This window comes from Deinococcus multiflagellatus (assembly GCF_020166415.1).
Taxonomy (GTDB): domain Bacteria; phylum Deinococcota; class Deinococci; order Deinococcales; family Deinococcaceae; genus Deinococcus; species Deinococcus multiflagellatus.
Genome location: NZ_JAIQXV010000012.1, coordinates 77,022 through 101,462, shown reverse-complemented (window position 1 = coordinate 101,462; position 24,441 = coordinate 77,022). Strand labels below are relative to the sequence as shown.

General features: G+C 68.6%; 19 protein-coding genes. All 19 read right to left on the bottom strand.

Going from position 1 to position 24,441, the window contains the following annotated elements; translation table 11 throughout:
• Positions 1–7 precede the first annotated feature (7 nt).
• The 19 genes from K7W41_RS14440 to K7W41_RS14355 all read right to left on the bottom strand — a co-directional run bounded on the left by K7W41_RS14440 (position 8) and on the right by K7W41_RS14355 (position 24,400).
• Positions 8–5,035: an N-6 DNA methylase gene (locus K7W41_RS14440; protein ID WP_224609889.1), complete on the bottom strand. Its 5,028-nt coding sequence runs from the start codon at positions 5,033–5,035 to the stop codon at positions 8–10.
• Between the two features lie 58 nt (positions 5,036–5,093).
• A complete protein-coding gene (locus tag K7W41_RS14435) occupies positions 5,094–6,524 on the bottom strand; it encodes a hypothetical protein (RefSeq protein ID WP_224609887.1) in 1,431 nt (476 codons plus the stop codon).
• 48 nt (positions 6,525–6,572) lie between these two features.
• A complete protein-coding gene (locus K7W41_RS14430) occupies positions 6,573–7,652 on the bottom strand; it encodes a hypothetical protein (protein WP_224609885.1) in 1,080 nt (359 codons plus the stop codon).
• A gap of 71 nt (positions 7,653–7,723) precedes the next feature.
• Positions 7,724–9,586, bottom strand: coding sequence for a vWA domain-containing protein (locus K7W41_RS14425; RefSeq protein ID WP_224609884.1), 1,863 nt, complete (start codon positions 9,584–9,586; stop codon positions 7,724–7,726).
• The gene (locus tag K7W41_RS14420; protein WP_224609882.1) at positions 9,583–11,157 is read right to left on the bottom strand and encodes an AAA family ATPase; all 1,575 of its coding nucleotides are present in this window, start codon (positions 11,155–11,157) and stop codon (positions 9,583–9,585) included. Before K7W41_RS14420 ends, K7W41_RS14425 begins: the two co-directional genes overlap by 4 nt.
• A gap of 64 nt (positions 11,158–11,221) precedes the next feature.
• Positions 11,222–11,344 carry a hypothetical protein gene (locus tag K7W41_RS23540; RefSeq protein ID WP_263489853.1) on the bottom strand — a complete coding sequence of 41 codons (123 nt, stop codon included), beginning with the start codon at positions 11,342–11,344 and terminating at the stop codon, positions 11,222–11,224.
• Complete coding sequence (locus K7W41_RS14415; RefSeq protein ID WP_224609880.1) at positions 11,307–14,228, bottom strand: hypothetical protein; 2,922 nt, start codon at positions 14,226–14,228, stop codon at positions 11,307–11,309. The genes K7W41_RS23540 and K7W41_RS14415 overlap by 38 nt, the downstream gene beginning before the upstream one ends.
• A gap of 63 nt (positions 14,229–14,291) precedes the next feature.
• Entirely contained in the window at positions 14,292–14,477 is a 186-nt protein-coding gene (locus K7W41_RS14410; RefSeq protein ID WP_224609877.1) for a hypothetical protein, read from the bottom strand.
• Positions 14,478–14,509: 32 nt separating this feature from the next.
• Positions 14,510–15,739 carry a DUF7007 domain-containing protein gene (locus tag K7W41_RS14405; protein ID WP_224609875.1) on the bottom strand — a complete coding sequence of 410 codons (1,230 nt, stop codon included), beginning with the start codon at positions 15,737–15,739 and terminating at the stop codon, positions 14,510–14,512.
• A gap of 281 nt (positions 15,740–16,020) precedes the next feature.
• Entirely contained in the window at positions 16,021–16,464 is a 444-nt protein-coding gene (locus K7W41_RS14400) for a hypothetical protein (protein ID WP_224609873.1), read from the bottom strand.
• A complete protein-coding gene (locus tag K7W41_RS14395) occupies positions 16,461–17,882 on the bottom strand; it encodes a S1 family peptidase (protein ID WP_224609871.1) in 1,422 nt (473 codons plus the stop codon). The genes K7W41_RS14400 and K7W41_RS14395 overlap by 4 nt, the downstream gene beginning before the upstream one ends.
• 368 nt (positions 17,883–18,250) lie before the next feature.
• Positions 18,251–18,658, bottom strand: coding sequence for a hypothetical protein (locus tag K7W41_RS14390; RefSeq protein ID WP_224609869.1), 408 nt, complete (start codon positions 18,656–18,658; stop codon positions 18,251–18,253).
• Positions 18,655–19,281, bottom strand: a complete 627-nt coding sequence (locus K7W41_RS14385; protein WP_224609867.1) for a hypothetical protein — start codon at positions 19,279–19,281, stop codon at positions 18,655–18,657. Before K7W41_RS14385 ends, K7W41_RS14390 begins: the two co-directional genes overlap by 4 nt.
• Positions 19,282–19,284: 3 nt before the next feature.
• Positions 19,285–19,740, bottom strand: a complete 456-nt coding sequence (locus K7W41_RS14380; RefSeq protein WP_224609865.1) for a hypothetical protein — start codon at positions 19,738–19,740, stop codon at positions 19,285–19,287.
• Between the two features lie 274 nt (positions 19,741–20,014).
• Positions 20,015–20,266, bottom strand: coding sequence for a hypothetical protein (locus tag K7W41_RS14375; RefSeq protein ID WP_224609863.1), 252 nt, complete (start codon positions 20,264–20,266; stop codon positions 20,015–20,017).
• Complete coding sequence (locus tag K7W41_RS14370) at positions 20,263–20,751, bottom strand: hypothetical protein (RefSeq protein WP_224609860.1); 489 nt, start codon at positions 20,749–20,751, stop codon at positions 20,263–20,265. Before K7W41_RS14370 ends, K7W41_RS14375 begins: the two co-directional genes overlap by 4 nt.
• Positions 20,752–20,906: 155 nt before the next feature.
• A complete protein-coding gene (locus K7W41_RS14365; RefSeq protein WP_224609858.1) occupies positions 20,907–21,596 on the bottom strand; it encodes a hypothetical protein in 690 nt (229 codons plus the stop codon).
• A gap of 33 nt (positions 21,597–21,629) precedes the next feature.
• Positions 21,630–22,850: a ParB/RepB/Spo0J family partition protein gene (locus K7W41_RS14360; protein ID WP_224609856.1), complete on the bottom strand. Its 1,221-nt coding sequence runs from the start codon at positions 22,848–22,850 to the stop codon at positions 21,630–21,632.
• Positions 22,851–23,218: 368 nt separating this feature from the next.
• Positions 23,219–24,400 carry a hypothetical protein gene (locus K7W41_RS14355; RefSeq protein WP_224609854.1) on the bottom strand — a complete coding sequence of 394 codons (1,182 nt, stop codon included), beginning with the start codon at positions 24,398–24,400 and terminating at the stop codon, positions 23,219–23,221.
• Positions 24,401–24,441: the final 41 nt, after the last annotated feature.

Below are 24,441 nucleotides of genomic sequence, written 5' to 3'. Positions count from 1 at the left end.
CCCCGGCTCAGGCCGCCGAGTTGAGCAGGTTCATCAGCCGCTCCACAATCGGCAGCGGCTGGGTCAGCAGCGCGTCGCGCAGCGCCCCGGCGGTGCCCGGCGCCGCGACCAGTTCCACCTGGGTGTCACTCAGGCCAATCAGCATCACGCCTTCAGCGGGCGTGTGCGGCTCGACGGGGCTCAGCCCCCCTGGGGCAGGGGCATACACCTGCGGCAGCGTCGGGGTGACCACCACGCTCAGGCGCCGGGCCCCGATGAACAGGGTGAAGTTCCGCTCGGTGCTGACCGGCGTGAGGGTGAGCACCTCGTCACTGGCCTCGGGCAGGGGCCCAGCGGCCTCCTCGGGGGGCGCTATGAGCAGCGCCTCAATCTCTTCACGAAGGGCAGGGGGCAGGCCGTCCAGCGGCTGCGCGCCGTAGTGCCGCTCCTCTGGGCTGAGCGTGACATCAGTGGCCAGTTCCAGGTCGTCCAGATCGAGATTCACGCCTGCCTGGGTCGTGAGGTGGGTGGCCGTGACCGCCTTGACGACGTACTGGGCCGAGCCGTGGGTCAGGGTGACGCCGGGTCCAAACGGCAGATCGTCAATCCAGGTCAGCGGCTGACTGTAGCGGAGCGCCTGGCGGAAGGCCGGGGCCAGCCCGGCCAGCGTGCGGGCCGCGCCCCGCAAATCGGTGCTGAGGCGGGCCAAGGCGTGCTGATCCTGCGCCGTGGACCCATGTTTCCGGCCCTGCGCTTTGGCGTGGCGCGTGCGCAGCAAGGTGGCCGTATCCAGAAAGGTCTGAACCGCTGCCCAGTGCGCGCGGTGTTCCTGGCGGGCCAGCTCGGCCTGTTGGGCGGCCGCCTGCGCCGCAATAAACGCCTCGACATCGGCCGGATTGGCGGCCAGCAGGAGCGCCGTGTTCTCGGCCTGAAACGCGACGGGGTTGCGGCCGCTGTCATTTCCTGAGCGCAGGTGGTCAATCCAGCCTTTCTTGCCCATGACGTTTTGATATTGCAGCGCGTCGAAGGACCCCTTGGCCAGCAGAAGGTGGCTGTGAATTTCCTCGCTGGGATTGCCCTGGCGCCAGCCGCGACCGTCGCGCTGATTCAGGTCCTGGGGATCGTGCGGCAGATCCAGGTGAATCAGGTGCTTGGTCATGTGCTGGAGATTGAGGCCTTCACGGGTGACACTGGAGCCGATGATGTGCCGCTTGTGCCCCTGCCGGAAGCGTTTTTCCGCTTTCAGGCGGGACACGGCGTCCGGATGGGTTTCTGAGGTGATGACCTCGATGGCCTCCACTGGAATCCCGGCCTGCACGTAGGCCCTCAGGTATGCGGCAAAGGCGCTGCTGTCACCCCCGTCGCCGCCCCGGTCCATAAAGGCGATGCTCTTGTGCCCCGTCTGTTCCGCGTCCAGCGCCAACGCGGCGGCCTTTTCAGCGCGGGGATTGGCGCCGCCACACGTCGCTTCTGGATGCAGGATGTACTGCTGCATCCGGTTGAAGATGGAAAACAGGTGGTCCTTACCGGAGGTCTTCGGGTTGGCGGCGGCTGCCCGTTCCGGCCCGTAGGCGGCCAGCTGCTCGGGCGTGAGTTCCAGCGTGTGGATGTGCCGCTGGAGGGGCGGCAGTGGAAGGCCAATGCGGTGGTCCAGCCGGCAGGTCAGGGCGTCACGCTCAATGACATGCAGCCGCATGAGGTTGCGCAGCTCACGCAGATTCTTGAAGCCGATCACGGCCGGGCGCGTGCCGACGCCGCCGTCTGGCCGCGTGATCAGCGTCGGCTCGATCTGGCAGTACTGGAGCATAAACGCGGCCGGCGCGTGAAGCCCGAACGACAGCAGGGCGTCGGTCACCAGGGCCAGAGCGAAGCCCACTTCCAGGGGCGAATTCTTATAGGGGGTGGCCGTCAGCGAGTAGGTGCCGCGTCCACCCTGCTGCGCGCGCGTCCACCGGGCTTTCAGATACGCGTCGTAGGCGCGCTTCGAGGCCAAGCCCGCCCCCATGAACTTGGGTTTCTCGCCCAGGTAATCCGGCGCCTCGAACAGGTTCTTGAACTTGTGTGCCTCTTCGAAGACCAGGACGTCGGGCGCGAACAGTTCAAAGGGCAGGTCGGTGTCGGTGGCCGAGCGGCTGCGCCCCATCAGGTGGTCCAGGAAATCCTCTTCCTTTACCAGGGCCTTGCGCCCCCGGAACTCACCGGACTTGACGCTGAACTCCTCCTGCGCCGCACCCTGGGCCAGCAGCGCCGCGTCATTCTCGATCAGGTGCAGCCGGGTGCTGTCCAGCATCGGGATATCGGTAAAGGCCTCCATGCTGATCACCACCACGTCCGGCGGCTGGTGCAGCAGCTCGGCCAGCTTGGCCTTGCGCTGGGGCGTGGTGTCCGGCGTGTACTCGGGCAGGCCCTCGTCATCGAACGTGCCGGTGGGGTTCATGCCGATCACGGCGACCTGCCAGTCTGGCCGGGCTTTGTGGATGTTGATGACCCAGTTGCCGGTCAGCGACAGCGGCGTCACGATCCAGGGACGGTGCGCCTCGCCGCGCTGCTTGAGCAGGGACAGCAGGCCCAGCAGCGTAAAGGTCTTCCCAACCCCCACCTCGTAGGCCAGCAGGCCGTGGCCCCACGCGGCCAAGGTCCGGATATCGCCGCGCTGGTACAGGTGATGGCGCGGGCCCCGCCACAGTGGCAGGTCCAGCAGCGAGGTGTCTTCCGGCGCGAGCACGAACGCGTTACGGGTGCGGTTGTACAGGTCCTCGACCGGCCCTGCGTGGGGGCTGTGAATCAGCCAGCTGCGGAAGTGCAGCTCCAGACTGCGTTCGTAGCGCGCCGCCTTTTTCAGGGCGCGGGCACGCTGCGCCTCAATGGACTCCGCGCTGTGGCCCTCACGCTCGATGCGGTCGGTGGGCGTGTCGTAGTTCAGGTAATCCTGCAGGCGGCGGGTCAGGGTCTGGTCCACCCGGTAGACGTCGCCCGCCTGACCGTCGCGCATGACCAGCCGGGTCAGGCCCCGCTCCTTGATCACATGCAGCAGCGGCTCGCCCCCGGAGACGGTCCCGAGATACGTGTTGACCCAGTCGCGGAGCACCTCTTCAGGCACCAGCGGATCACGGGGGGTCAGCGGCGTGTCGGCGATGGACCGGGCCTGGGCCAGCGCCCGCTTTTCCAACTCGTCGGCCTGGCTCAGCAGGGCAAGTTGTTCCGGGGACTGGTGCGGCCACTGCCGGGCAGTCTCACGGGCCTGCGCCGCCTTCTCATAGGCGTGCCCGAAGTCGTATTCGGTGGGCGCCACCCACACCGAGCCGTTAAAGCGGTAATGCGCGCGCAGAAAGGTGCTCACCTGCTCGTCGGGCAGCCCCGAGTGCAGGGTCAGGGCCGGGCGGGTGAGTTGCCAGGTGGCGGCCAGCTGCGCGGCCACGTCGCCGAGGGCGCCAGGCAGAATCGTCATCCGGCGTTTCGCCGGCAGCGCGGGCGGACTGAGCACCAGATTCACGGTGGGATACTGGCGGGCCAGCCGCGCGATGCGCTGGCGCTGGGCCTCTTCATCGTCACCGGCCCAGCGGCGCAGATCGGCCCACAGCTGGGGCAGGTCCGGATGGGGTGCCCGGTTCAGGGTCTGCTGCTGCAGGGCGCGGGCCAGCGCCAGGACCGTCTGCGCCTCCGGGGTGGCCAGCAAGGTCGCAAAGTGCCACTGGCCCCGGCGGTATTGAAAGCGGCCACACGGGCTGGCGGTGCCGTCTGCCAGCGGGTGGCGGTCTGCCCGCCGCATGGCGCTCAGGGCGTGCTGGCGGTACACGCTGGCCAGACCAGGAATCGTTTCGGCCTCGCCCACCGGCTGCACGGTGTCGTCGGTCCAGGTCAGCAGGGCGCCTTCCAGCTTGGCGGCCGTCACCGCGAACGCCCGCAGGGGAGACGCTTCGGCCACCAGGGTATCGAGCCGCGCCTGCGTCAGCACCGGCTCACCCCGCACCAGCGGCTGGCCATACTGACCAAATTCCACCTTGGCCGTGGCCGCACAGAGATGCCCAGACACAAGGCGGTTGTTGTCAATGCAGCAGGTACCGGCCAGGAACGCCGTGTCCCGCTTGCTGTGGAAGCGGGCCTGCAAGGTGTCGGGCAGGGTGGCCAGCGCGGCGGGCACCCCCTGGTCGTGGGCCTTCATGATCAGCACGAAGGTGCTGAGGTTCGCGCCCGCCGCCTCAAACGCCCCCGACGGCACCAGGGCGGTCAGCAGCACTGTTCCCGCCCGGACCAGCTCGGCGCGGAAGGCCTGATGCCGGTCGCCCAGCAGACTCAGGGGCAACACAAAGGCCAGGAGGCCGCCCGGCATCAGGCGCCGCAGCGCGGTCGCCAGGAAATACTGCTCGGCGCGCCGAAACGGCTGCCCCGCAGGATCCTGCACCCGCGTTTCCCCACGGGTGCCGTAGGGTGGATTGCCGATGACCACGTCGGCGCGGGGGTCCGCGCTGGTGGTGTGGTAGGTCTCCAGCGGCGCGTGATGGATGTGGGCCTTGGGATGCAGCAGCGCGGCGATGCGGGCGGCGTCCTCGTCGTATTCCACGCCGGTCAGCCGCATGCCGGCCGGCGCGGTGGCGAGAAATGCCCCGGTGCCGCAGGCTGGTTCCAGCACCGTGCGGGCCTTGGGGTCCAGTTTTTCCACCAGGCGCCAGATCAGCGCGGCCAAGCGGGTGGGGGTGTAATACGCGTCGGTGCTCTCGCCCAGATTGCCCCCGCCGCTGTAGGCGCGCAGGACCTGCTTCTGGTCGTCGTCCAGTTTGGTTTTCGGTGGCAGGGTGGCCAGCAGGGCGCGGGCCTGCTCATTGGCCGCCTGCCGGGCCTGCTGCGGCGCGCCCGTCAACTCCACGCCGAAAGCCGGCAGGGGCAGGGCGTCCAGATCCAGGGTGGCCGCGCCGTCCAGCCCTGGATGCCAGCCCGGCTCGCTGCGCAGGCCATACGAGGGGGCCAGGGGCGTATCCAGCACCTTGCGACGCTTCTTTTTTTCGGTCGCCTGGGGGGCAGGGGTGGCCGGCGTTTCCGGGAACAGGGTCATGGTCATACCAGCCCGTGGGCCGGTGGCGGCGCCACCGGCCACTTTGGGTCTGGCTGGTCCGTGACTAGCTGGACTGGGCCACCAGTTGCCCCAGCCCTGTGGCTGGGGCCGGCGGCTGGCCCACGGGCAGCGGCAGCAGCCAGGCGCACTCGGGGGTGGCGCCCAGCACCACGGCGCCGGTCAGCCGCTCGAACATCTCGTGCGCGTCGCGCTGGGTGAGCGCGTGGCGGGCCGCCGCCAGCAGCGTGTCGCCGCCCTGGGCCGTCACGGTGTTCACGGCCGCCGAGGGGCGCCACACCCCGTCAGACGAAACGCTCAGTGCCGGCTGCCCGGCCACCGCGATGTCCAGGCCGCCGCCAGGACCGGCGGTACAGGTGATCCGGTGGGCCGTCCACTGGCCCAGGATCTGGTGCACCTTGGCCCAGGAGAAGCGGGTCAGCAGCGGCCGGACGGCGTCGGCCAGCAGGGCCGCCGTACCCAAGGTGCGGCCTTGCTGCGCCGCGCGCCGGCGTGCCTGTTCCAGTTGCTGGTGCAGCGTCAGGTCATCAAGGGTGCCTGTGTCCAGGACAGGTCCCAACCAGGCGCGGACATGCAGCGGCGCGCCACTGGCGTCCATCAGGCTGTCGCGGGCCGCAGAAGACAGCCGCATCGGGAGCGGCTCCACGATCACCAGCAGCGGCTGCACACCGGCCGCTTCCCCCTCGGCCGTCTCCAGCTCTGCTTGCAGGACCAACCGGTCCTCGCGCTCCAGCCGGATCAGCGGCAGGTCCGGCTCTGTCGGGGTGGTCAGGTGCCACTGGGTCCGGTCCGGGCTCAGCCGCAGGGCGTCAGGGCACCGGCGAGGCGTCAGTCTGGACACGGCGGCCCGGCGCTCCTCGTCGGTCAGTCCCTGGAACGATTCACGGACCGGGTCGGCGCCGGCAGCGGTCCACGATTGCCCCCCGTCCAGAGACACGACGTACAAGGAGCCCCCCTCCAGAGCGAAACGCAGCACCAGGGCGCCCTGCATCCGGATCAGTTCCTGGCAGCGGCCATTGACCTGCCCGAGCAGCGGGTGCGCGTCCGGGGTGAAGGTCAGCGGCGGCGCTGTTCGGCCAGGCAGGATGCGCACCGGGCCGGCACAGAGCGTCGGGGGCTCAGCGGCGGCAAGCGCCCGCCTCACCGGCGCGTCCAGCGGCACCGTGGCTTCCAGGACCTGCGCGAAGATGCCGTCCACCGTGAGGCGGGCCGTCAGGGCCGTCCAGTCGCAGTGCACCTTCACGGGCACCGTGGCCGGTCCGATCTGCAGGCTGGCGTCGGCCTGCCGGGGCCGCCCACGCAGGGGAATCAGCAACTCGCCGCCCAGCATCACCGCGCCCCGGGGCTTGGCCCGCAGGGTCAGTGGGCCCACGTCCAGCGCGATGGGCTGACCGGTCAGGGGCAAGAGGGCCAGCGGCGTGCCGGGCACGCAGCCCAGGTGGGCGATAAGGTCAGCAGCGGGGGTCAGGGTGTACATGGGGTCTCCTGGTGAGCAGGGGAGAGGGGGAAGGGCCAGCATCGGGCGCTACAGGGCGGCGTTTCGGGGGGGCATCAGCGGCCAGCTGGAGTAATCGGGCAGGAAGGCGCCCGCGTGAAGCGACGGCGCGGCTTGGGTCGACACCAGCAGCGCGGCCAGCGCCGCCGGACCCTGCTGCCCCAGCACGTCGCAGAAATCCTGTCCGTTCGGCAGGGCGCTCAGGCGCTCCACGTGGGTTGCGGCGCAGCCCAGGGCCAGTTCGGTCAGCCGCGCCTGCGCCTCCTGGTGCCCCTCGTCCTGATCGAGGTACAGCAGCACCTGGCGGTCCAGGCCGTCCAGATGCGGGTCGGTGTCCACGCCCGGCAGGCCCTGCACGTCGAGGTCCAGGCCCATGACGTGCGCGGCGTGGGCGGCGGCCGCCGCGTTCCACTCGCCTTCGACAATCAGCACGGTGGACGCGCGGCCGTAGCCCGGACTGCACCAGGGCGGAGACCCCCGGTCTTTGGTGCGCAGCACGAAGCGGGGCTCCACCCCTGCCGGCTGCCGCACTTTGACGGCGATCAGGTGCCCCTGCGGGCCGTGGATGCCGAAGGCCACGCCGCCGCGCTTGGCCCAGCCCTGGTCCCTGGTCATGGAGCCCACCTGCAGGACCGGCGAATGCAGCAGGCCGCGCCGGGCCAGGTCCTGGGCGCCGGCCGCGTCCAGGGGGCCGACGTGGGCCCAGGCGTCCACCGCCTCCGTGCGGGTCAGCGGCGTCCAGGCGGCGGCGAGTTCAATGGCCCGCTCCAGCGCCGTTTTCGCCGGGCGCAACCGGCGCTCAGGAAGCGCGCCGCCGCAGAGCCCCGCGCGGCTGATCAGGTACTCGGCCGCCTCGTCGTCGGTCCAGCCCAGGCTCAGCAGGAAATGCCAGGCCGTGCCCTGGCCCTCACCGGCGCCGCGCCGCTTGAAAAACCAGACCTGGCCGTGCCGGAACACGCTGAATGAGGCGTGGCCCTCTTCGTACCCCAGCCGGGGGTCGCGGATGGTGCCGCCGTTGCGGGGGCAGGCGCGGCCCGTGGTGTCTTCAATGATGTCGGGCAAATCGGCCGCGTCGATGGCGGCGGTCAACTCCGGTCGGCGGTCGTTCATACCCCGGCCTGGGTTGGGGGCGGGCCGCAGGCCCCCAACCCTTTTGGGGTGTGGCGTCTCCCGCCGTCGCCTCAGCGGCGCGGTCCCGGCACGGGCCGCGCGCGCCAGGGCCCCCGGCGCAGGCCCTGCAACACCGTGCGGGTCAGGTGGACCAGCTCGTGGGGGGTGCGCGCGACCTGGGCGCCTGGAAAGAGGCCGCGCCAGGCCGACAGACTCACCTCCGCACCGATCAGGAGCGGCAAAAAGGCCACCTGCCCCGGCGCGCCGCGCACCAGCTGCTGCACCCCTTCTTGGTCGGCGGTATTCAGTTCACCGTCACAGGCAATCACCACCAGGTGATGGGTGCCGTGAGGAACCGTGCGGGCCAGCGCCTGCTTCAGCGCGGGCGACAGGGACGTGCCGCCTGAAGAAACAAACGCCGTGCTGGCACTGATCATGGCCGGGGCATCCAGGCTGAGTGGCTGCTCGCCGAGCACCCGCTGCACCTGGTCATTGAAGAGGGTGACGTGGGTGGGGCTGCGGCTCAGCTGGCCGGCGCGCACAAAGACGTAGCAGGCGGCGTGCACCGCCTGAAGCCGCGTGGCTTCACCCCAGCGGTTGCCCATGCTGCTGCTGCGGTCCCCGACAAACGACACCTGGATCTGGGCCCAGCGGGTGGGGGCCGCCTTTGTGCGGAAGGTGCGCTGTGCACCCGAGACGAAGCGCTCATAGCTGAAACGGCCCCGTGACTGGCTGGACGTTTCGACGCCGGGGGCCGTGCGCGCCTGCAGCAGCGCCGCGACGCTGCGCGCCAGGCTTTCGGCGGTGACCGGGTCAATGGGACTGTGCGGCGTGCCGCCCAGCGGCTCCTGGCGCGGGGTGAGGGGCAGGGCGGGCGCCTGGGGTTCGGTGATGGCGCCTCCTGGCGGCCTCCCGGCACCGTCGGCGGGGCGCCCGGCCGGGTCTGTCCCCGTGGTCTGAGGCGGGCGGGCGCTGGGGACGGAGTGGCTGTCAGTCCCTTCAGGACCGCTGTCACCGCTCGAGCGCGCAGGCTCACCTGATTCATCCGCCCCACCAAAGGCGGCGGGCGGTTCGCCCGTCAATTGGGTCCCCCCGTCTGCCCCGCCGGGTGGCGTGTCTTCCGGGCCGTGGCCCGGCCCCTGGTCTGCAGCCTGGCCCTGGTCCTGTCCTGAGTCGCTGGCCTGTCGTTCTGGCCGGGCCGCGCGGTCAGCCGATTCCTCGCGGTCCTCTGAGCCGGCCCCGGACGCGCTGACCGGCAAGCCCAGCGGCTCGGTCAGGCCCAGCAGGTCCACCAAGGCCTGCGCGATGGCCACGACGGTTTCGCTGTCCGGGGCTGTCCAGGCCGCTTCGACCAGCGGCCGCGCCTCGGTCCAGCGGGGGTCGGCCGGCCGGACATTCAGCGTTGGATGGTCGTGGAGAAACCGCCAATACAGCACCCACCACGCCAGCGGCTGCTCGGCCGCGCGCTGCACCGCCGCGTGCGCGCTCACCAGCTGCTGGTCACCCAGGTGGTCAAAGGCGCGGGCCAGGTTCACCTGGGCGAAGCGGTGGGCCCGCGCCATCAGGCGCTCAATTCGTTCGTCTTCGAGCGCGTTCCACACCTCGCCGAGCACCCCGTCTGGGATGGCGCACGAGAAGCGGACGTGCCCGGACTCGTGGGCCACCAGGCCCCGCAGCGTGAGGTCCAGGGCGTCGCGGCGGCTCAGGCTGTGCCGGTGCCAGGCGTGGGGGTGAAGGGGCCCCATCAGCTGCGGGTGAAGGTAGAGCGTGCGGGCCGAGGGAACCATGCACGCCACGCCGTCAAACTCGCGGAACGCGGCATTCCAGCGGTGCTCGCCCGTCCGGTTGGTGTAATACGTGGTCAGCTGCAGCAGGAACAGGCGCCAGTGCGGGTGCGTGGCCCAGAGGGGCCAGGCGGCGGCGGCCGGCGTCACGCGCCCGCCATCGGCAGGGGCGCGAAGGCCGGGCCGGCGCCGCGACGCGGCTGGGCCGGGAGCGCGGTCGGCAGCACTGCCAGGCCTTCGGCGACTTCCCGGACCAAGTCCTGAAAGCGGGCCAGCGCACTGCCATCCTGGGCGCCGCTCAAGGTGCGCGGCACGCAGAACGGCACCGCCGTGACCTCGGCCGCCTCGACAAACGCGTCTGGCAGGCTCAGGCCCTGCCGCATGTGCAGGTCCAGGGCTTCCATGGCCAGGGCCGCGCTGACGGCCGGATTGAGCTCGCGGGCGAGCAGCCCTTCATGGCCCGGCCCGGCGCCCTGCACCTCCATCCGCGAGCGCAGCTCCAGATGGGCCGCCGCCGTGGCCAGCCCGGGATGCGAGCATTTCGAGCTGATCACGGCGGCGGTGCGAAGTTCGTCGGCGTACGGCACGTCCACGTGGCGGTCGAAGCGGCGCAGCAACGCGGCGTCGAGTTCCTGGGCCGCCTGGTAGTCCTGACCGATGTTCGTGGTGCCAATCACACTGAGGGTGTCCACCGGCGCCGAAATCAGTTCGCCGTTGGGCAGCCGCAGGGCGTAGTACCGCGCCGGCGCCGCCCTGGTCGGCGCGGCGCCCATCTGCCGCAGCGTCGCTTCATCGACGTCGTCGAGCGCGCCGATCATGGCGCCCAGGTACATGGGCTCGAAGCGGGTCAGCTCGTTCAGAATCAGCACGGTGCGCACCCCCCCGGCCGCTTTGGCGAAGGCTTCGGTCACGGGGCCGTCCACCCACACCGGCCCCTCCTTTGAGGGATAGATGCCCCCGAACAGGTCGCGGTCCTCCAGCCCCGGGCGGCCCCCCACCATCACGATGTAGGCCCCGGTTGCCGCCGCCGCCCGTGTCGCCGTGGTGGTTTTGAACGTGGCGGTGGGCCCCACCAGCAGCACGTTCAGGCCCTGCTCAATCCAGCGGGTGAGGCGGCCCTCCAGCGCCGGCTGCGCCGCCGCTGCCACACCGGGGCTCAGGTCCACCGTGGCCCCGGCGAAGACCGAGGTCAGCTTCTGGCGCGGCGCGCTCAGGGCGCCGGACCGTGTGGACACCTGAGGGTCCTGTTCGGCCTGACGGACCAGCTGCGCCAGATGGGCCGACAGGCGCTCAAGCGGCGCGGGGGGAAGGTCCGCTGGGGTGCCAGCAGGCTGAAATGCGCCTGCCAGCACGGCGCGCAGCGGGTGATCCCCAGGAGTGGTCAGGTCGGCCAGCAGCAAGGTGGCGGCCGCGCCGATCAGCTGGTCAACCTGCGGCATGCCCGGTTCCGCCGTGAACACGCGGTTCATCGCGGCGTCCTGCTGAAGGTGCAGCAGTCGCCCACTGACGACGGCGCACAGATGATCGCCACTGGGTGAGCCCACCGCCTCAATCCGGCCCGTCAACAGCATGGCGGCGGCGCCCAGCAGGGCCCCGTGAATATGGGTGAGCCCGGTCTCCTGGACCACGGCGGCGGCGTGCGGCTGAAGGGGTTTGAGCTTCGGGTGCTGAATCAGGGCGGTGTTCAGGGTCCGGGTGTGCAGTGCCGAGAGCGTGTCCATGCTGGTCCCTGGGCCTGGGGCCCTCAGCCCCAGGCCACTCGGGGGCGCGGCCACTCGGCGCAGGTCAGTCGCCGGCCGAAGGCAGCCCCCAGGTCTGATCGTGGGCGCTCAGCAGCTCCTCGTTCATGGCTTCGACCCGGCCCACCTGCTCACCAAGCTCGCCCATGTCGCGCCGGATGCCCGTCATCTCGTCCGCCTGACTGTTGATCGAGGCCCAGACCACTTCGCTGTGTTCCAACAGCTGGGTCACCTGGCGTTTCAGGCGCTGGGTCTCGCGCCACAGCATACCCGTGGTGGTCAGGCTCAGCAGGGTGACCACCCCCAAACCCATCGTGATCAGATCGGCTGTCATGGCCGCAGCGTCCAGGGGCGCTGGTGCGCCTGGCAAGTCCCTCGCCACTCCCGTCTTCAGGAGGCGCCTCGTCCGGCCCGTCCCGCCGCCCGGCTCTTTCCAGCCAGGCCGCCACCCCCGCCGTGAGGGTCTGGGCGGTCAGCGTGGTGCCGGGGTCGGTCTGGGCGTGCAGGGCCGCCTGGGCCAGCGTCTGAGCGGTGTGTCCCAGCGCGGCCTGGGCCAGCAAGCCAGGGCCGGCCGGGGTGCGCCGCAGGCCCCGGCCGGCCACCCCGCGCGCGACCACCTCGGCGTGCACCGGATGAAGCGCGACCCCCTGCGCCGCGTAGGCCCGGTGCAGGGCGCGGGCCAGGTCAGCCGGCTCCGGGTGCGGCGTGTCCAGCAGCCGGGTCACCGCCAGCAGGCCGTGGGTCATATCGGCGGCCTGGGCCACCCCACCCGTATGAAAGGTGCGCATGGTGAGCTGGGTGCCGGGTTCACCCAGGCTCTGCGCGGCCAGCAGCCCGGCCGGGTGGCCAGCGGGCGCGGCCCGCAGGTCCACGTGGCCCAGGTCCGCGCCGTAACACGCGGCGCAGGTGCCGGTCTCCAGGCGGCAGGTCAGGGGGGAGCGCACCCGGCCACCCGGCAGGCGTATCCGGCCAGGACTGGGCGGCTCTTCCGCCACCCCGGTGGTGTCGCCGCAGTCGCCAGGCGCCACACGCCAGTGCTGCAAGGTCAGCACCAATCTCCGCGTGAGATACCCCGCATGCGCGGTGCGCAGCGCGGTGTCGGCGGCCCCTTTCCTGGCCCCGTGGCTGCTCAGGAAATATTCGAGCGGCGAGAGCCCCCGCCGGAACGAGCTCAGCACCGGGTGCAGCACGGTGGTGCCGTCCGGACGCGCCATCAGGCCGCGCATGGCCGCCAGTTGCGTGAGCTGCGCGCTGCTGCCCCGGGCGCCACTGGTCAGCAGCACCGTCAGGGGATTGTGCGCCGAGGCCTCGAACCACGCCACGGTTTCGGCGCCCAGGGCCTCTTTGAGCTCCGTCCAGGTCTGGAGGGCCGCGCGGTCGCGCTCCGGACTGGTCAGCAGGCCTGCCGCGACCTGCGCGTCCAGCGCCTGAACCTGCGCCTGACCCAGCGCCAGCCACTCGCTTCGTTCGGGCAGTTCCAGCACGTCGCTGATCCCGATGCTGAGCCCCGCGACCGTCGCGTGGGTCAGCCCGACCGTTTTGAGGGCGTCCAGCAGTTGCGCGGCCGTGTCCGGGCCACAGCGCGCCAGGGCCTGACTGATCAAGGTGGTCACGGCCCCTTTGGTCAGCGGCTGCGGCCGGTACAGGCCAGCGTCACCGGTCAGGGCCGTTACGGTCTGCCACACCTGGGCCTGACCGGGCGTGGCCCGCACGCGCTCGCCCCCCAGCATGACCAGGCAGTCGTCGGTCCAGTCGGCGACGCCAGTGGCCACAGCCAGCGCCGCCTCGTCCGGACCGCAAAACGCAGGCAACGGCGTCCGGCTGGACGCGGCAGCCTGAGTCAACTGGTACAGCCCCAGGACCATATCCTTGCTGGGTTTCACCGCCAGCTGGCCCGTCGCGGGGCTGCGGAGGTTGGCCCGCAGCGTCAGGCGTTCGCGCGCCTCGCGCTGGGCCGCCGTGCCCAGGACCAGATGCACCGCCACGGTGTCGCCGTCAAAGTCCGCGTTCATGCCTTCACAGGCCAGGGGATGCAGGCCGAGGGTCAGACCGGGCGAGAGCACCGGGGTAAAGGCCAGCAGGCTGGGCCGGTGCAGCGTAGGAGCCCGGTTGACCAGCACTGTGGCGGCCGCCATCAGCGTCTCCAGGGTGGCCCGCGTGTCGGCGTCCAGCGGCCGTGGATCAGCGAGGACGGCGCGCGTCACCCGGAACGGCACCCCTTCCCGGCGCAGCGCGGCGATCAGGTGAGGGGCAAACAGGGTGCGGGCCATGGCTTCCGGCAGCGCCACCTGGTCCAGCGTCAGGGACGGATCCGGCGTAATGACGGCGCGCCCGCTGAAGTCCACCCGTTTGCCCAGGGCGGTGCGGCGCAGGCGCCCGGTCTTCCCCCCGAGCCCAGCGGCCAGGTGCAGGAGGGCGGCGTCCACCGCGCCCTGCACCTGAGCGCACGCCGCGCGCAGCACCAGATCGGGCAGCTCGCCGCCGCGCAGCTTCTCCAGGCGGTCGGCCGCGTGCAGCACGCGCCGGTACAGGTCCGTCAGGTCACTGGACGCCAGACGCCCCCGCCAGGCCACGATGGGCCGCAGTCCCGCCGGGTGGACGGGCAGTGCGCGCAGCATCAGGTCAGTGGGGCGCAGGCCCTGCGCAGCCAGGGCCGCCAGCACCTGTTGCCCCCGGCGAGAGCGCGGCGCCCGCACGGCGGCCAGGGCCGTCCAGACTGCCTCGCCTGTGGAGTGGGCAAGGGTCAGGGGCTGCGCTGGATCAGCGCTGGCCTGGCCCGCCAGCACCTGGCGCAGATGACGTTCGGTCCAGTCCAGCAGATGCGCGATGTCGCGCAAATACAGCGGATGCGCGCAGGGCAGCGGCAACTCGATGTGGGCGCTGGTCACGCGCGACGCACGCCCCTGGCCCATGAGGGCCGGGTCAAACAGACCGCCCGGATGCGGCTGCCCGGTGCGGTAACTCTGGGTCCGGGCCGACCGGACTACTCCGGAACTCCGCGCCAGAGTCCGGGCGTCACCCGCCAGGCGGAAGCGAAGTCGGAGGGGCTGCATGGGGCGCAGCCTGAAGGGGCGCTGGTGGAACCGGCAAGCCCCAGTAACCGGTGCGCCGGCGCGCTACCCCACGTCGCCGGTGCGCCGCGCCAGGCGAATGAGCGCGGCCACATCCCGGTAGGCCTGGGCCAGATCGTGGTGGGGCAGCAGCCGGGATTGCTGCAGCGCAAAGGTCCACACCGCGTCTGCCAGCGGCTGGGGCACATTGGGCAAGTAGGTCTGTTCGAGATGCAGGCGGTCCGTGGACATGGGGGCACCGTTCATGGGCGCAGGTCGGCGTGTCAACCTGCTTGGAGCACCTCACCCAGCATCAGTCGGGTGGCCACCGCGCCCTGAAGCGTCATTTCATGGTCCAGACCAGGGGCCGGCTGCGCCCAGCCCATCAGGAGGACAGGGCCGCCTGAGGTCAGCACACTGACCGATTCGTCCACGTCCGCCCTGACCCGCGCCCGCACCTGACCTGACCGGCTCAGAATGGTCGCGGTCTGGTCGTCGGACGCGGGCACCACCACGAGGTGAAACGGGACCAATGCGTCTGACAGCAGCTCCAGTGTCACCCGGCGGTTGAGCACATCCACATCCTCAGTGACCTCCACCCTGGGCTGAGGCCACCAGAACGACGCCAGCAGTCCGGCCGTCACCACCGCCAGCAGGGCACTGACCAGGGGCGGCGTCACGAGACACAGCGGCAGCACACTGGCAGCCAGCAGCAGGCGCAGGGCCCGTGGAAAGCGGGGTGCCGTGGCGGACAGCGCCAGCTGCGCGCGCCGCGTTAGTTGGCCCTCGAAGCGCTGGCGGGTGGCCAGTGGGAGATCTGGCCCGGCCAGGGTCCGGACGGCGGTGGAGGGACACACCCAGGCGTGCTCCGGCAAGGCCGTTCCCGGGGCCACACTCAGCCACTGGACGCCGCCGCCTGTCCCAGGCACCGCCACCAGACGGTGCTGTGCGGGCAGGGTCCGCGCCAGTTCGGCCAGGGTGGGCGGGGCGACCGTTTGCCCGTCATCCACGGGCTGGGTAAGCAGCTCCGGGTAATACCGCAGCAGGACCGCCTGAACATGCAGCGGGTCGGCGCCCGGGAGCGGCACCGCGTGGGCGCACACCGCACCCTCAATGTCGGCCTCATACCACCCGCTGCCCCGGCGAACGGGGGGCGGCATGCGCTGATTCACCAGCGGCATGAGGTGATAGCCCCCGTGCCGGGCGGTCTGCACGTAGGTCACGCCCGGCTGCACGGCCTGCGCCCGGAGCACCTCACCCCAGGGACTCACGCTGCCCACCGTGGGGGCCGGCGGCGCGCAGGCGGCCGGCGGATAGACGATGCAGTCGTCCACCTCAAGCCAGGCCTGCGCCGGCTGGCCCTGGCTCGCCGCCAGCGCATTGATCTGGTCGCACCGCTGCGCCAGTGCTGCGCTGTCCACCGACTGGGCCAGGATCTGGCCGCCCAGCGCCTGGGGCGCCGTGACGTGAAGGTTGATGACGACCCCCTCAGGGACTTCGAACCGTTGAGACATACCTTCTCCTCGCCGAGCCGGGAAAGCCGACCACCCTGCACAGCGCGGCGCACCAGTGGCCGTAGCTCAGCCATGTCCTGCACCCTGGGGGGGCGCTGGTCGGCACCGCAAGGGGGCGACGCAGCAGGTTGAGGCGCCCGTCCATTCCGGCAAGAGACCGCTCAACACCTGGGTGTCGAGCGGTCATGATGCGGGGGATTGAGAGATGCCCGCCGCGTGATTGTGCCGTTGGTCCCAGGGTGTGACGCCCTCAGGTCTTCAGCTAAGCGATACGGAAAAGTTTATTTGAGAACAGGAACGTTGAAAGAAAGGGTGCGTTCGCGCTGACCTGCCGGGGTCAAGCTGTAGTTCCCTGACACCATCAGCGTTGACAGTTGCGGTCCGCCTTTCTTCACGACCTGGATGCCCCGGCGCACCACCACCGCCGCGCGAGCAGGCACAGCGATGGTGTACAGCGCCGTGTTACAGATGCTGCCTGCGTCGTAGCGGTTCACCACCTGACGGTTAAAGGTCACCGCGTAGTGGAGAGGGCAGCCACTCACCGTGGCTTGGAGCGGCTGGGCAGTGTTATTGCGCAGGTACACATCAGCCAACTTCCATGAAGGGTCAGTCAGCGCGCTGGCCTTGATGATGATCTCGTATGGTCTGCTCGGTGCTGCGTCGGCGAGGCCACCCGCCAGCGCAGGAGTCAGAAGGGTCAACGTCGCCAGAAAGATCGTTCTCATCGCTTGTAGTTGATCCTACCAGCGCCGAAGTGGTTTTCAAGCATGGTGACCGGAGAGAAATACGCATACTGTCCACATGATTCTGTAGGACTGATTTGGGCAGCAGATTGAATGCCGAAGAAGCGCACCTGATTGGTCGTTCCCGGAATCTGCTGAAACCAGGGCGAGCCGCTGTCGCCGCGGCAAGAGGCGTTTGCAGGGCCGTCATTGTAGACCTCCACGGTTCGCAGCACCCACGACCTCACCGTCTGGCCGTTGAAGGTGAAATCAATTCGGATGTCCGCGAATTGGTTGGTCACCGCAGCGGAGCGGTAGCCGCTGGTCATGCCAATGTTCTGCACCGCCTCACTGAGTCCTGGGAGGCCCGGCGTACTGGTGACATCCCAATACTGATCTGAACCGTCTGCATTCTGAAGGGTGGTGTGGGTGCCCGGGGTCAAAGGGGTACGAATGATCCGCGCCCGGGTATAACCGATGCTTGATCTGAAGAAAGCGGCGTCTGCTTGACGCATCCGGCTGGTCGTTCCACATTCGGGAACCGTACAGGCCTGAAAGGCAGGATCGAGAAACTTCGTCCCAACGGTGTAGCTGTCCTGGCGGAGGCTTTCGCCATTGTTCACCGTGGCGTTCTGCACGCAGTGGCCAGCGGTGAGATACCCCTCTACTGTTCCGTCCAGTAACACCGGTAGACCCAGCGTGCAGAGGCCGCCATTCGCCATCTCCACTTTGACGCCGCCGACCACGGGACGATACTGGTCCACATCATTGCGTTTGGTGCCCTGAATATTGCCCGTGCGGAAGGTCACCTTTGCCTCGGGAATGCCCAGGCTCTTTAACCGCTCGCGGAGATGACCTTTCAACGCCTCATTCTTCGCCTGAACGATGACCGAATTTGAGGTCATATCGAAAGCGAGCAAGTTGGCCTCATGATTATTGGCATCGATGAACAAAGACGCCTTCCAATATAGGAGATCGTCCAACGAAGCGTCGGTCTGCTTAAATTTGATCTTCCACTTCTTCGGAGTGGCTTCAATCCCGTTCTCAGTAATGAGGGGAAGTTCGCTGGCTTCCATCAGATCGACGAAAGCCTTCCTCATCAGACCGATTTTCCGTCCTCGTTCTGCCTCGCCATCATTAAGAGCCTGCCCCCGGTAAGAGTTTGCTGTATAAAGGATAATTGCCTGTTCCTGACGATTCATTTCATAGCCGCCGAACACCGGGTACGTTGCGGCGATCTTACTGAGCCCCCCCAGCCAATCTTGGCCTTTTGAGAAAGAGAGGGACGTCAGTTCATGGTTTTCCCCTGTGGGCGTTTGTACCACTGTGGCTTCACTTTGAACAGGCGTATTTTCTGCGGTTCTGCCACAGCTGAGAAGAGCGGTTGTCAGGAGAAGTGCTGATGCATGCCATTTTACCATTAACTCTCATCCTCCAAATTGGCTTGGCTTGACGGGAAGCAGGCAGCCTGAGGTGAAGCAGAATTCCCATTCTGCTTCACTAGGACACAGGCGCCGTCAGCCAAGTTAATGGTATGGACAGTGATAATTGCCTTCAAGCAGATGTGACCGTGTGCGCCCCTGCGTTCTTCAGCAAGAAACCACCCTTTTCACATAGAGCGCAAATAATAAACGCGTCAGAAATCGCAAAAGAGCAATTTTGCAGATCGGATTTTTGATTCGCGTTGAAATTTGTTGATTGAGCCTAAGCCTGCCAAGCCACACTGTCCTTCCATATAACCGCAACAAAGAAGGAGGGGACAATCACGTCCCCTCCGGTGGATCTGACGTTAATCCACTCTCTTCCTGGTTCGGCCGATATGTACGGCCCGCTCCGCTTCACGCCTGGGGTATCCATTGCGCTCAAAATGCCGTGTGGCCGCCTCATCGGTGATGGTCATGCCCGCTGGAGTTGAGCGGACCACGCCCGACCGCTCCTGACGAAACCATCCAGCTGGTTGTTTGGCGATTTTCGCAGTGGGCGTCAGGGTGACTTTCACCGTCTCGGGGGGCGTGAGGGTCACCTGCTCGCCCTGGGCCTCTAATGTGCCCAAGTCTCCAAATTTGAGAGACCGGCCTTGAGCCAGGTCCAGCATAAAGCCGTCCACCGCCGTCTGAATGGCTGAGGGCGATACCCCATTTCTCTGGAGCGCCGAAGTTAAAAGCGACTTCGTTTGATCTTTGGTCAGGCGTTTCAAGGTTCACCTCCCGCCATGCTGAGCAGGTGCATCAGCGCTGCGTCCAGCGTAACAAAGTCATGGGGCGCCCATTGCTGGGGCGGATCACTTTGTGCCATGGCCGTCAGTTCATTCTGCAGGGGGACCGACGACGACCGGCAGGCGACACACTGCGCGAATGAGCGGGCGAACATTTCTGGAAACTCCAGCAGATACTCTGCAAAGCCGACTTCGGCCGTGAACGCCGGTGCGATCAGGTGGGCCCGTACCTGTGCGATGGCCGCCGAACCTAGGCAGGCCTCGTACCAGGCCTCCCACGCCGCGGTTCCCCGCACCTCACTGGCGTAGTGGCCGCCCCCCAGGAGCAGGTAGTCCACGGCGTGGCCAATTTCATGCAGGAGCGTGATGCCTGGATAGTCCGCGTCGTCCGCGACACGCACCCCGAAGTCCTGCTGCGCTGGATCGAAGAGGCCATTGGCCAGGCGCATCGGTTCTGTGCGGGCCCCCAGGGGCAGACAGGGGCGGGCAGCGGGCCAGGCCAGGGCCTCCAGCGCCGCGAAGGCGTCGCGCAGCACCGGCAGATGGGGGTGGCGGGGCGGAACGGCCAGGGGAAACAGCTCAGCAAGCAGGGGAGGGGACGTCACGCTTCAGACCGCTTTGACCTCAACGGTGAGGGTGTGGCTGTCGGCCGAGCGCGCCCCGAAGCGCACCAGGAAGCCTCCTTTGGCTTCACTGGTCAACTCGAACTTGAATTCCATTTTCGCCGTGACGTCGAAGGTGTTCTTCAGAGAGGCCAGGGCGGACAGCCCCTTTTTCAGGCTGGCCACGGCCTGGCGCAGCTGCTCAGGCAGCTGGTCAAAGCTGGGGTCTGGCGCCCGTCTCAACTGAAACTGAAGGCGCTGTGCGTCAGCCCGGGTCAGGTCTCCCCCCAGGGTGAGCAGGCCGATGCTGGGGATCCCCGCGCCCCCACTGCGGGTGGTGACGGCCAGCAGCTCGACAGAGGCGCTGACCACCTGCAGGCCAGTGCCCTGCTCAGCGAAGTAGATCATGTACCGCAGGTCGTCCAGCACGGTGGCGGCGTCGGGAAGAGAAGGCAGTGTCATCGTGACTCCTTGAGAGAAAGAAGAAGAGGTGAAGTCCGGACTTCAGCGTACAGGGTCTTCTGGACCTGCAGGCTGAGCGGCCAGCGGCACAGACTCCCTGGGCGGTGAGGGCGGTGCCTCTCGCCCTATCTTTGGTCTGGGGTCCGGCGCGCGGCTCGGAACGTGGCCACCTCCTTACCGCTCTTGCCGGCCGGCGAGGGAGAAGGTCATACGCCCTGCTGGGCCGGACAGTCCACTGTCCGGCCATGTCTGGGGGGATCACTCCCCGAGCGCCTCAGCAGCCTTGCCAGTTCACAGGAAAGAGGTCCTGCTCCGCAGCATCTTGCACCGCGTTTATCCAGGCCAGAAGGCCTTCAAGGCGTCCAGCTTCAGCTTTTCGGCATGCCGCGTCTTCGAGATGGTGAAGCGGCCCTTTCAACAGTTCGATGTCACCGCGCAGCCGCTCCAGTTGTTCAACCAGTTCGGTTTTCTGTTCCCGTAGCGTCAGCCAGTCGGTGCGGGCCAGGACCGCATGGACGGCACTCACCTGCAGGCTGCAGAAGCTGAGACGTCTGGGGTTTGCCGCTGGTGGATCCACTGGTGGATCGTGTCGGCCTCAATCACATGGTCGCACTCCTGATTCAGACCCCCCAGGACGTCGCGCTTGAATTCCTGATGAAGTTGCCAAGCCTGGCGACTGACATACTGTCCATCAAACAGGCGGATAGGCAACTGTTCACAGTGTTCGGCGTAGCGGCGGTCCAGGTCTTCGGTCTGCTCGTCACTGAGGTCGGCGAGTGCCTGCTCCCGCTGCTCATCATCACTGGGCAGCCCCAGGTGAAGCAGCACCTCTTCCGGCGTGCGTGGTCCGGTCTTCGGCACAGGCAGAAACTGAGCGAGAATGCGCAGGGCGGTGTCGGCTGGGCCTGACCCCAGGTACCCCCAGCCGGCGGCGCCGCTTGGGGCATGATGGCGCAGCAGCGGCACGTTGACGTCGGCAGTCGGGCTCAGGGTCAGTCGGATGTCGTGCATAGAAGGTCTCCTGTGAAAAGGGGCGGCCGCGCTGGCCACCGTCAAACCGTCAAGGGGCGCTGGTCAGCGCGACAAGGGGTGGCCTGAGCCCCCTCGCACCGCCGCGCCCCCCCACAGCGCTCGCGGCCCCCCTGGTCCCGGAAGGCCGCACTGGGTCAGGCGTCTGCCAGGACCACGGGGATGCGGGCGTGCCGCAGCCGCTCCAGCTGGCGCTGGTTGACGGCGGGATCGGGGTGCCGCACCAGCACCAGGTGCGACACGGGCACGGTCAGGAAATTCGCCATGGTGTACTGCGGCGTGACGCCCGGCGCTTCCGACCGCAGGGGATAACGGCCTGACGGGGTCGTTCGGGTGCCGTCCTCGTCTCTTGGAGTGGCATGGTGCAAGGTGTGAAAACAGGCCTCGCCGGCCTGATGGCCCACTGGACACGAAAAGTCCGGACATACTGAGAAGTGCGCGTGGTTGGTCACCAGGGCGCGGGCATGAATCAGCCGCACCGTGCTCTGCGGGGTCAGCTCGTCGAAGGCAAAGTCCCCCGGAATTTTTCGGGAGATGCCCAGCCGCAGCGCTTCGGTCAGGAAGTCCAGGGTTTCGGGATACGCGTCTTGCCCCACGACGTCCACCAGATGGGTGACGCCGTCCAGGTCTGGAAAGGTGCGCACCCCGATGCTGGGCACCCCCCACAGCCGCTGGTCAAACGGGATGGGGGGGTCCACCAGGCAGGCCATCAGGGCCGCTGGGTCCAGCAGGTGCAGGGCGAATTCGAGGTAGATGTCACCTTGCGTTCGGGCGCTGCCGCAGCCCCGGGGGGCCACGCGCGCGCGGGTCACAGCGGTCGCGGGCATACAACTCCTTTTCGGCACAGGGAAACGGGCATGTCAGCGCCGACCTGGCCGGGTGCGGCCAGAAGACCCACCCGCCGCACCCGGAATGAAGGGGGCGACCGGCGCCTGGGCCTCGACGGGTGTGTTCAGTGCGGGGGCAGCGAACAGCGTGTCCAGATCGAGACCCGAGCTGAGCACGACTGGACTGGCCGGCGTGGGTGCCGGCTCGGCCGCTGGGGGCAAGGGGGCCTCGGGCACGGCCCAGGGCTGCACGGCTGTGTCAAACGCTGGTTGAGGAGGTGCCGGCTCTTCGGTGATCGGGGCCGGCGCGGGCACAGGGAGATCCCAGGGTGCCGCCCCGTCGGTGAGCCAGCTGGGCGGGGTGATGGCAGCGGCCTCAGGCCCCGGGGCAGAGGGCGTGGGAGCGTGCCCGAAGAGCGCGCCAAACGGGTCGGGCGCGGGCACCTGATCGCCCTGCTGCAACTCACGGATGAGGTCGGCCAGGGAAATGTTGCGCTCACTGGCCAAGATCCGCACGTCACTGGCCAGGGCCTGCAAGGGGGTCAAGGTCAGCAGACTGGGCAGGGTCACGGCGCCGAGATGTTGGCCCATCAAGGTGCTGCGGGCCTGCTGCACCTCCTTCAGATCCTGGCCGGTGAATTGTTCATCCTGCGCGGCCTTGGCCCGGATGGCCTGCACCGCCTGATCGCGGTGGTCCCCTTGCAGGTTCGCCACCCCGCTCGCCACCCCTTCGGACACAGACGTGCCGATCAGGGCCAGCACGTCGGCCGGCAGGTTGGCCAGTTTCAGGACACGCCGAATGTGGCCCTTCGAGAGACCCGACAGCACCTTGAGCTGATCTGCCGTGTCCGGGTGGTCCAGGGGCAGGGCGTGGGCACGCGCCAGGTCCAGCAGGGTGCGCGCCTCGTCGGCCCGGTTGGGGCCCCGGAGGTGCAGGCTGATTTTGAGATGCGCACGCTGCTCAGCGGTCAGGGGCGGATAGAGGTCGGCCGCCACTGTCTCCATGCCCAGCAGCCGGGCGTTCTGAACGCGGCGCTTGCCGTCCAGCACCACATGCGGCTGCCCCGGATTGACTTCGAGTGTCACCGCCTGCGTCATCCCGATGTGCTGGATGGAGCTGCGCGTCAGGTTCACGGCGCCGCTGGTGTCGGCCTCTTCAATATCCATAAGAGGGACGGCAATGCGGGTCGGCGCGGGCAAGGGCAGGAGGGGCAGGAGGGGGCTGGCGCCCTCGGCGGGCAGTGGCGTGGACATAGCAGGGCTCCTTGAGTGCGGGGCAGTGGAAAGGGGCGCCGTCACCTGTGACCCCTTCAGGTAGGGCCTGGTGCGTTGGCGTGTCAGGGCTTCGCGCAGGATTCGGCGGGCCACCAACCACCGTTCCACGGGGGTATCGGCCACCGGCTGACCGAGGGCCATCTCACACAACAGCGGCAGGGGTACGTCGGGGAGAAGGTGTTGCCAGGACACCCTGTGATCGGTGGCCGCGTCAAACGGCAGGTGAATGTCGGGGTGACTCCAGACTGCGAAGGGCGGGTGGCCCTGAGGGACCTCGCACTGCGGCGCCTCCTCCGAACTCGCTGGGCCCCCCTGATCCAAGGACGTGAGGGGTGCAGTGGGCGCATTCACGGCCGCCCGACGGCGTCCCATGTCACCTCCGGCAGCGGCTGTCCGGACGCCACCACAGCCTCCCAGGGTGCGCGGCCATCCAGGGGCACCATGGGCGGCGGCACCTGCATCTGCACCTCGGCCGCGCGGGTCATCAAGGCCAGAAAGGGACCCGCAGTGAGCATCAATGTGGTGCGGCCAGGCACGGCCGTCAGCGCCAACTCGCCGTCAGCCAGCAGCGCCAGATGCAACATGCGGGTGCGGGTGGTCACCTCGAAGGGCGCGTGCACCCGGGCGCCACTCACCGGCACCGAGGCCCGCGCGGTTGGCGTTGCGGCGTGCAGCGACAGCCCCAGTGGCGTGGCGCGCATCGACACCATGTCGTCGGCCGACAGAATGGTACTGACGGACCGGAGCGCAGCGCGAAAGGCGTCCGCATCCACATGCAGGTTGGGGCGGTGACCTGAGGGAATCACGGTGCGGAAATCCGGGTAGGCGCGCTCGTCCATCAGCTGCACGCGGGCCTGCACGGCCCCGTCAAGCAGCAGTGACTGTTCGCTGACCTGAAGCGTGGTGACCTCGCCGGGCACCAGACTCAGGGCGCTCATCAAGGTCCACAGGTCGCTCAGCCGCACCAACAGGCGCATGGCGTCTCCCTGCCACGCGACCGCGCGGATGGCCAGCTGGTGCCCGTCGGTGGCCGTCACCTGTAAGACGGACCCGCGCGCTTCGAGCAGCACCCCACGGTAGGCCGCCTGGCCCTGACCCGCCCGGGCAGCGGCGGCGTGACGCACACTGCTGAGCGCCGACAGCAGCGCCTGAGGCCCGACTGTTCCAGTGGCGGTGACGGGGGGCCGGGAGATTGGCTGGGCGTCAGGTGTGCAGTTGAACTGCGCCGTCACGCCCGCGCAGGTGACCCGAACCTGCTGGGCCGTGATGGCCACGTCGACATCCGTGCCGGTGCTGCGCCGCAGGAAGTCAAGCAGTGGGACCGGGTTCAGTTGCACGGCGGCGGGCGCGCTGAACAGGCCAGTGGCCATGACGGGGATATCAATGGCCACCGCGTCACCCGCCACGCTCACCCGCAGGTCGCCCCCCTCTGCGCGCAGCCCGGCCGCCGCGTGGTCGTGCTTATCCCGGCGTGCCAGCTTGACCGCCGTTCCGAGGGCTGTCAGGAATTGTCTTTTGTGAACGTGCATGCCAGAGAACCTCCGGCATGACGCGGGCCGGGGAGCTGCTG

What these genes read in the sequence shown, in the direction of transcription:
- K7W41_RS14440 (WP_224609889.1), bottom strand. Translation starts at nt 5,035, where the DNA reads ATGACCATGACCCTGTTCCCGGAAACGCCGGCCACCCCTGCCCCCCAG.
- K7W41_RS14435 (WP_224609887.1), bottom strand. Translation starts at nt 6,524, where the DNA reads ATGTACACCCTGACCCCCGCTGCTGACCTTATCGCCCACCTGGGCTGC.
- K7W41_RS14430 (WP_224609885.1), bottom strand. Translation starts at nt 7,652, where the DNA reads ATGAACGACCGCCGACCGGAGTTGACCGCCGCCATCGACGCGGCCGAT.
- K7W41_RS14420 (WP_224609882.1), bottom strand. Translation starts at nt 11,157, where the DNA reads ATGGACACGCTCTCGGCACTGCACACCCGGACCCTGAACACCGCCCTG.
- K7W41_RS23540 (WP_263489853.1), bottom strand. Translation starts at nt 11,344, where the DNA reads ATGACGGGCATCCGGCGCGACATGGGCGAGCTTGGTGAGCAGGTGGGC.
- K7W41_RS14415 (WP_224609880.1), bottom strand. Translation starts at nt 14,228, where the DNA reads ATGCAGCCCCTCCGACTTCGCTTCCGCCTGGCGGGTGACGCCCGGACT.
- K7W41_RS14410 (WP_224609877.1), bottom strand. Translation starts at nt 14,477, where the DNA reads ATGTCCACGGACCGCCTGCATCTCGAACAGACCTACTTGCCCAATGTG.
- K7W41_RS14405 (WP_224609875.1), bottom strand. Translation starts at nt 15,739, where the DNA reads ATGTCTCAACGGTTCGAAGTCCCTGAGGGGGTCGTCATCAACCTTCAC.
- K7W41_RS14400 (WP_224609873.1), bottom strand. Translation starts at nt 16,464, where the DNA reads ATGAGAACGATCTTTCTGGCGACGTTGACCCTTCTGACTCCTGCGCTG.
- K7W41_RS14395 (WP_224609871.1), bottom strand. Translation starts at nt 17,882, where the DNA reads ATGGTAAAATGGCATGCATCAGCACTTCTCCTGACAACCGCTCTTCTC.
- K7W41_RS14380 (WP_224609865.1), bottom strand. Translation starts at nt 19,740, where the DNA reads ATGACACTGCCTTCTCTTCCCGACGCCGCCACCGTGCTGGACGACCTG.
- K7W41_RS14370 (WP_224609860.1), bottom strand. Translation starts at nt 20,751, where the DNA reads ATGCACGACATCCGACTGACCCTGAGCCCGACTGCCGACGTCAACGTG.
- K7W41_RS14365 (WP_224609858.1), bottom strand. Translation starts at nt 21,596, where the DNA reads ATGCCCGCGACCGCTGTGACCCGCGCGCGCGTGGCCCCCCGGGGCTGC.
- K7W41_RS14360 (WP_224609856.1), bottom strand. Translation starts at nt 22,850, where the DNA reads ATGTCCACGCCACTGCCCGCCGAGGGCGCCAGCCCCCTCCTGCCCCTC.
- K7W41_RS14355 (WP_224609854.1), bottom strand. Translation starts at nt 24,400, where the DNA reads ATGCACGTTCACAAAAGACAATTCCTGACAGCCCTCGGAACGGCGGTC.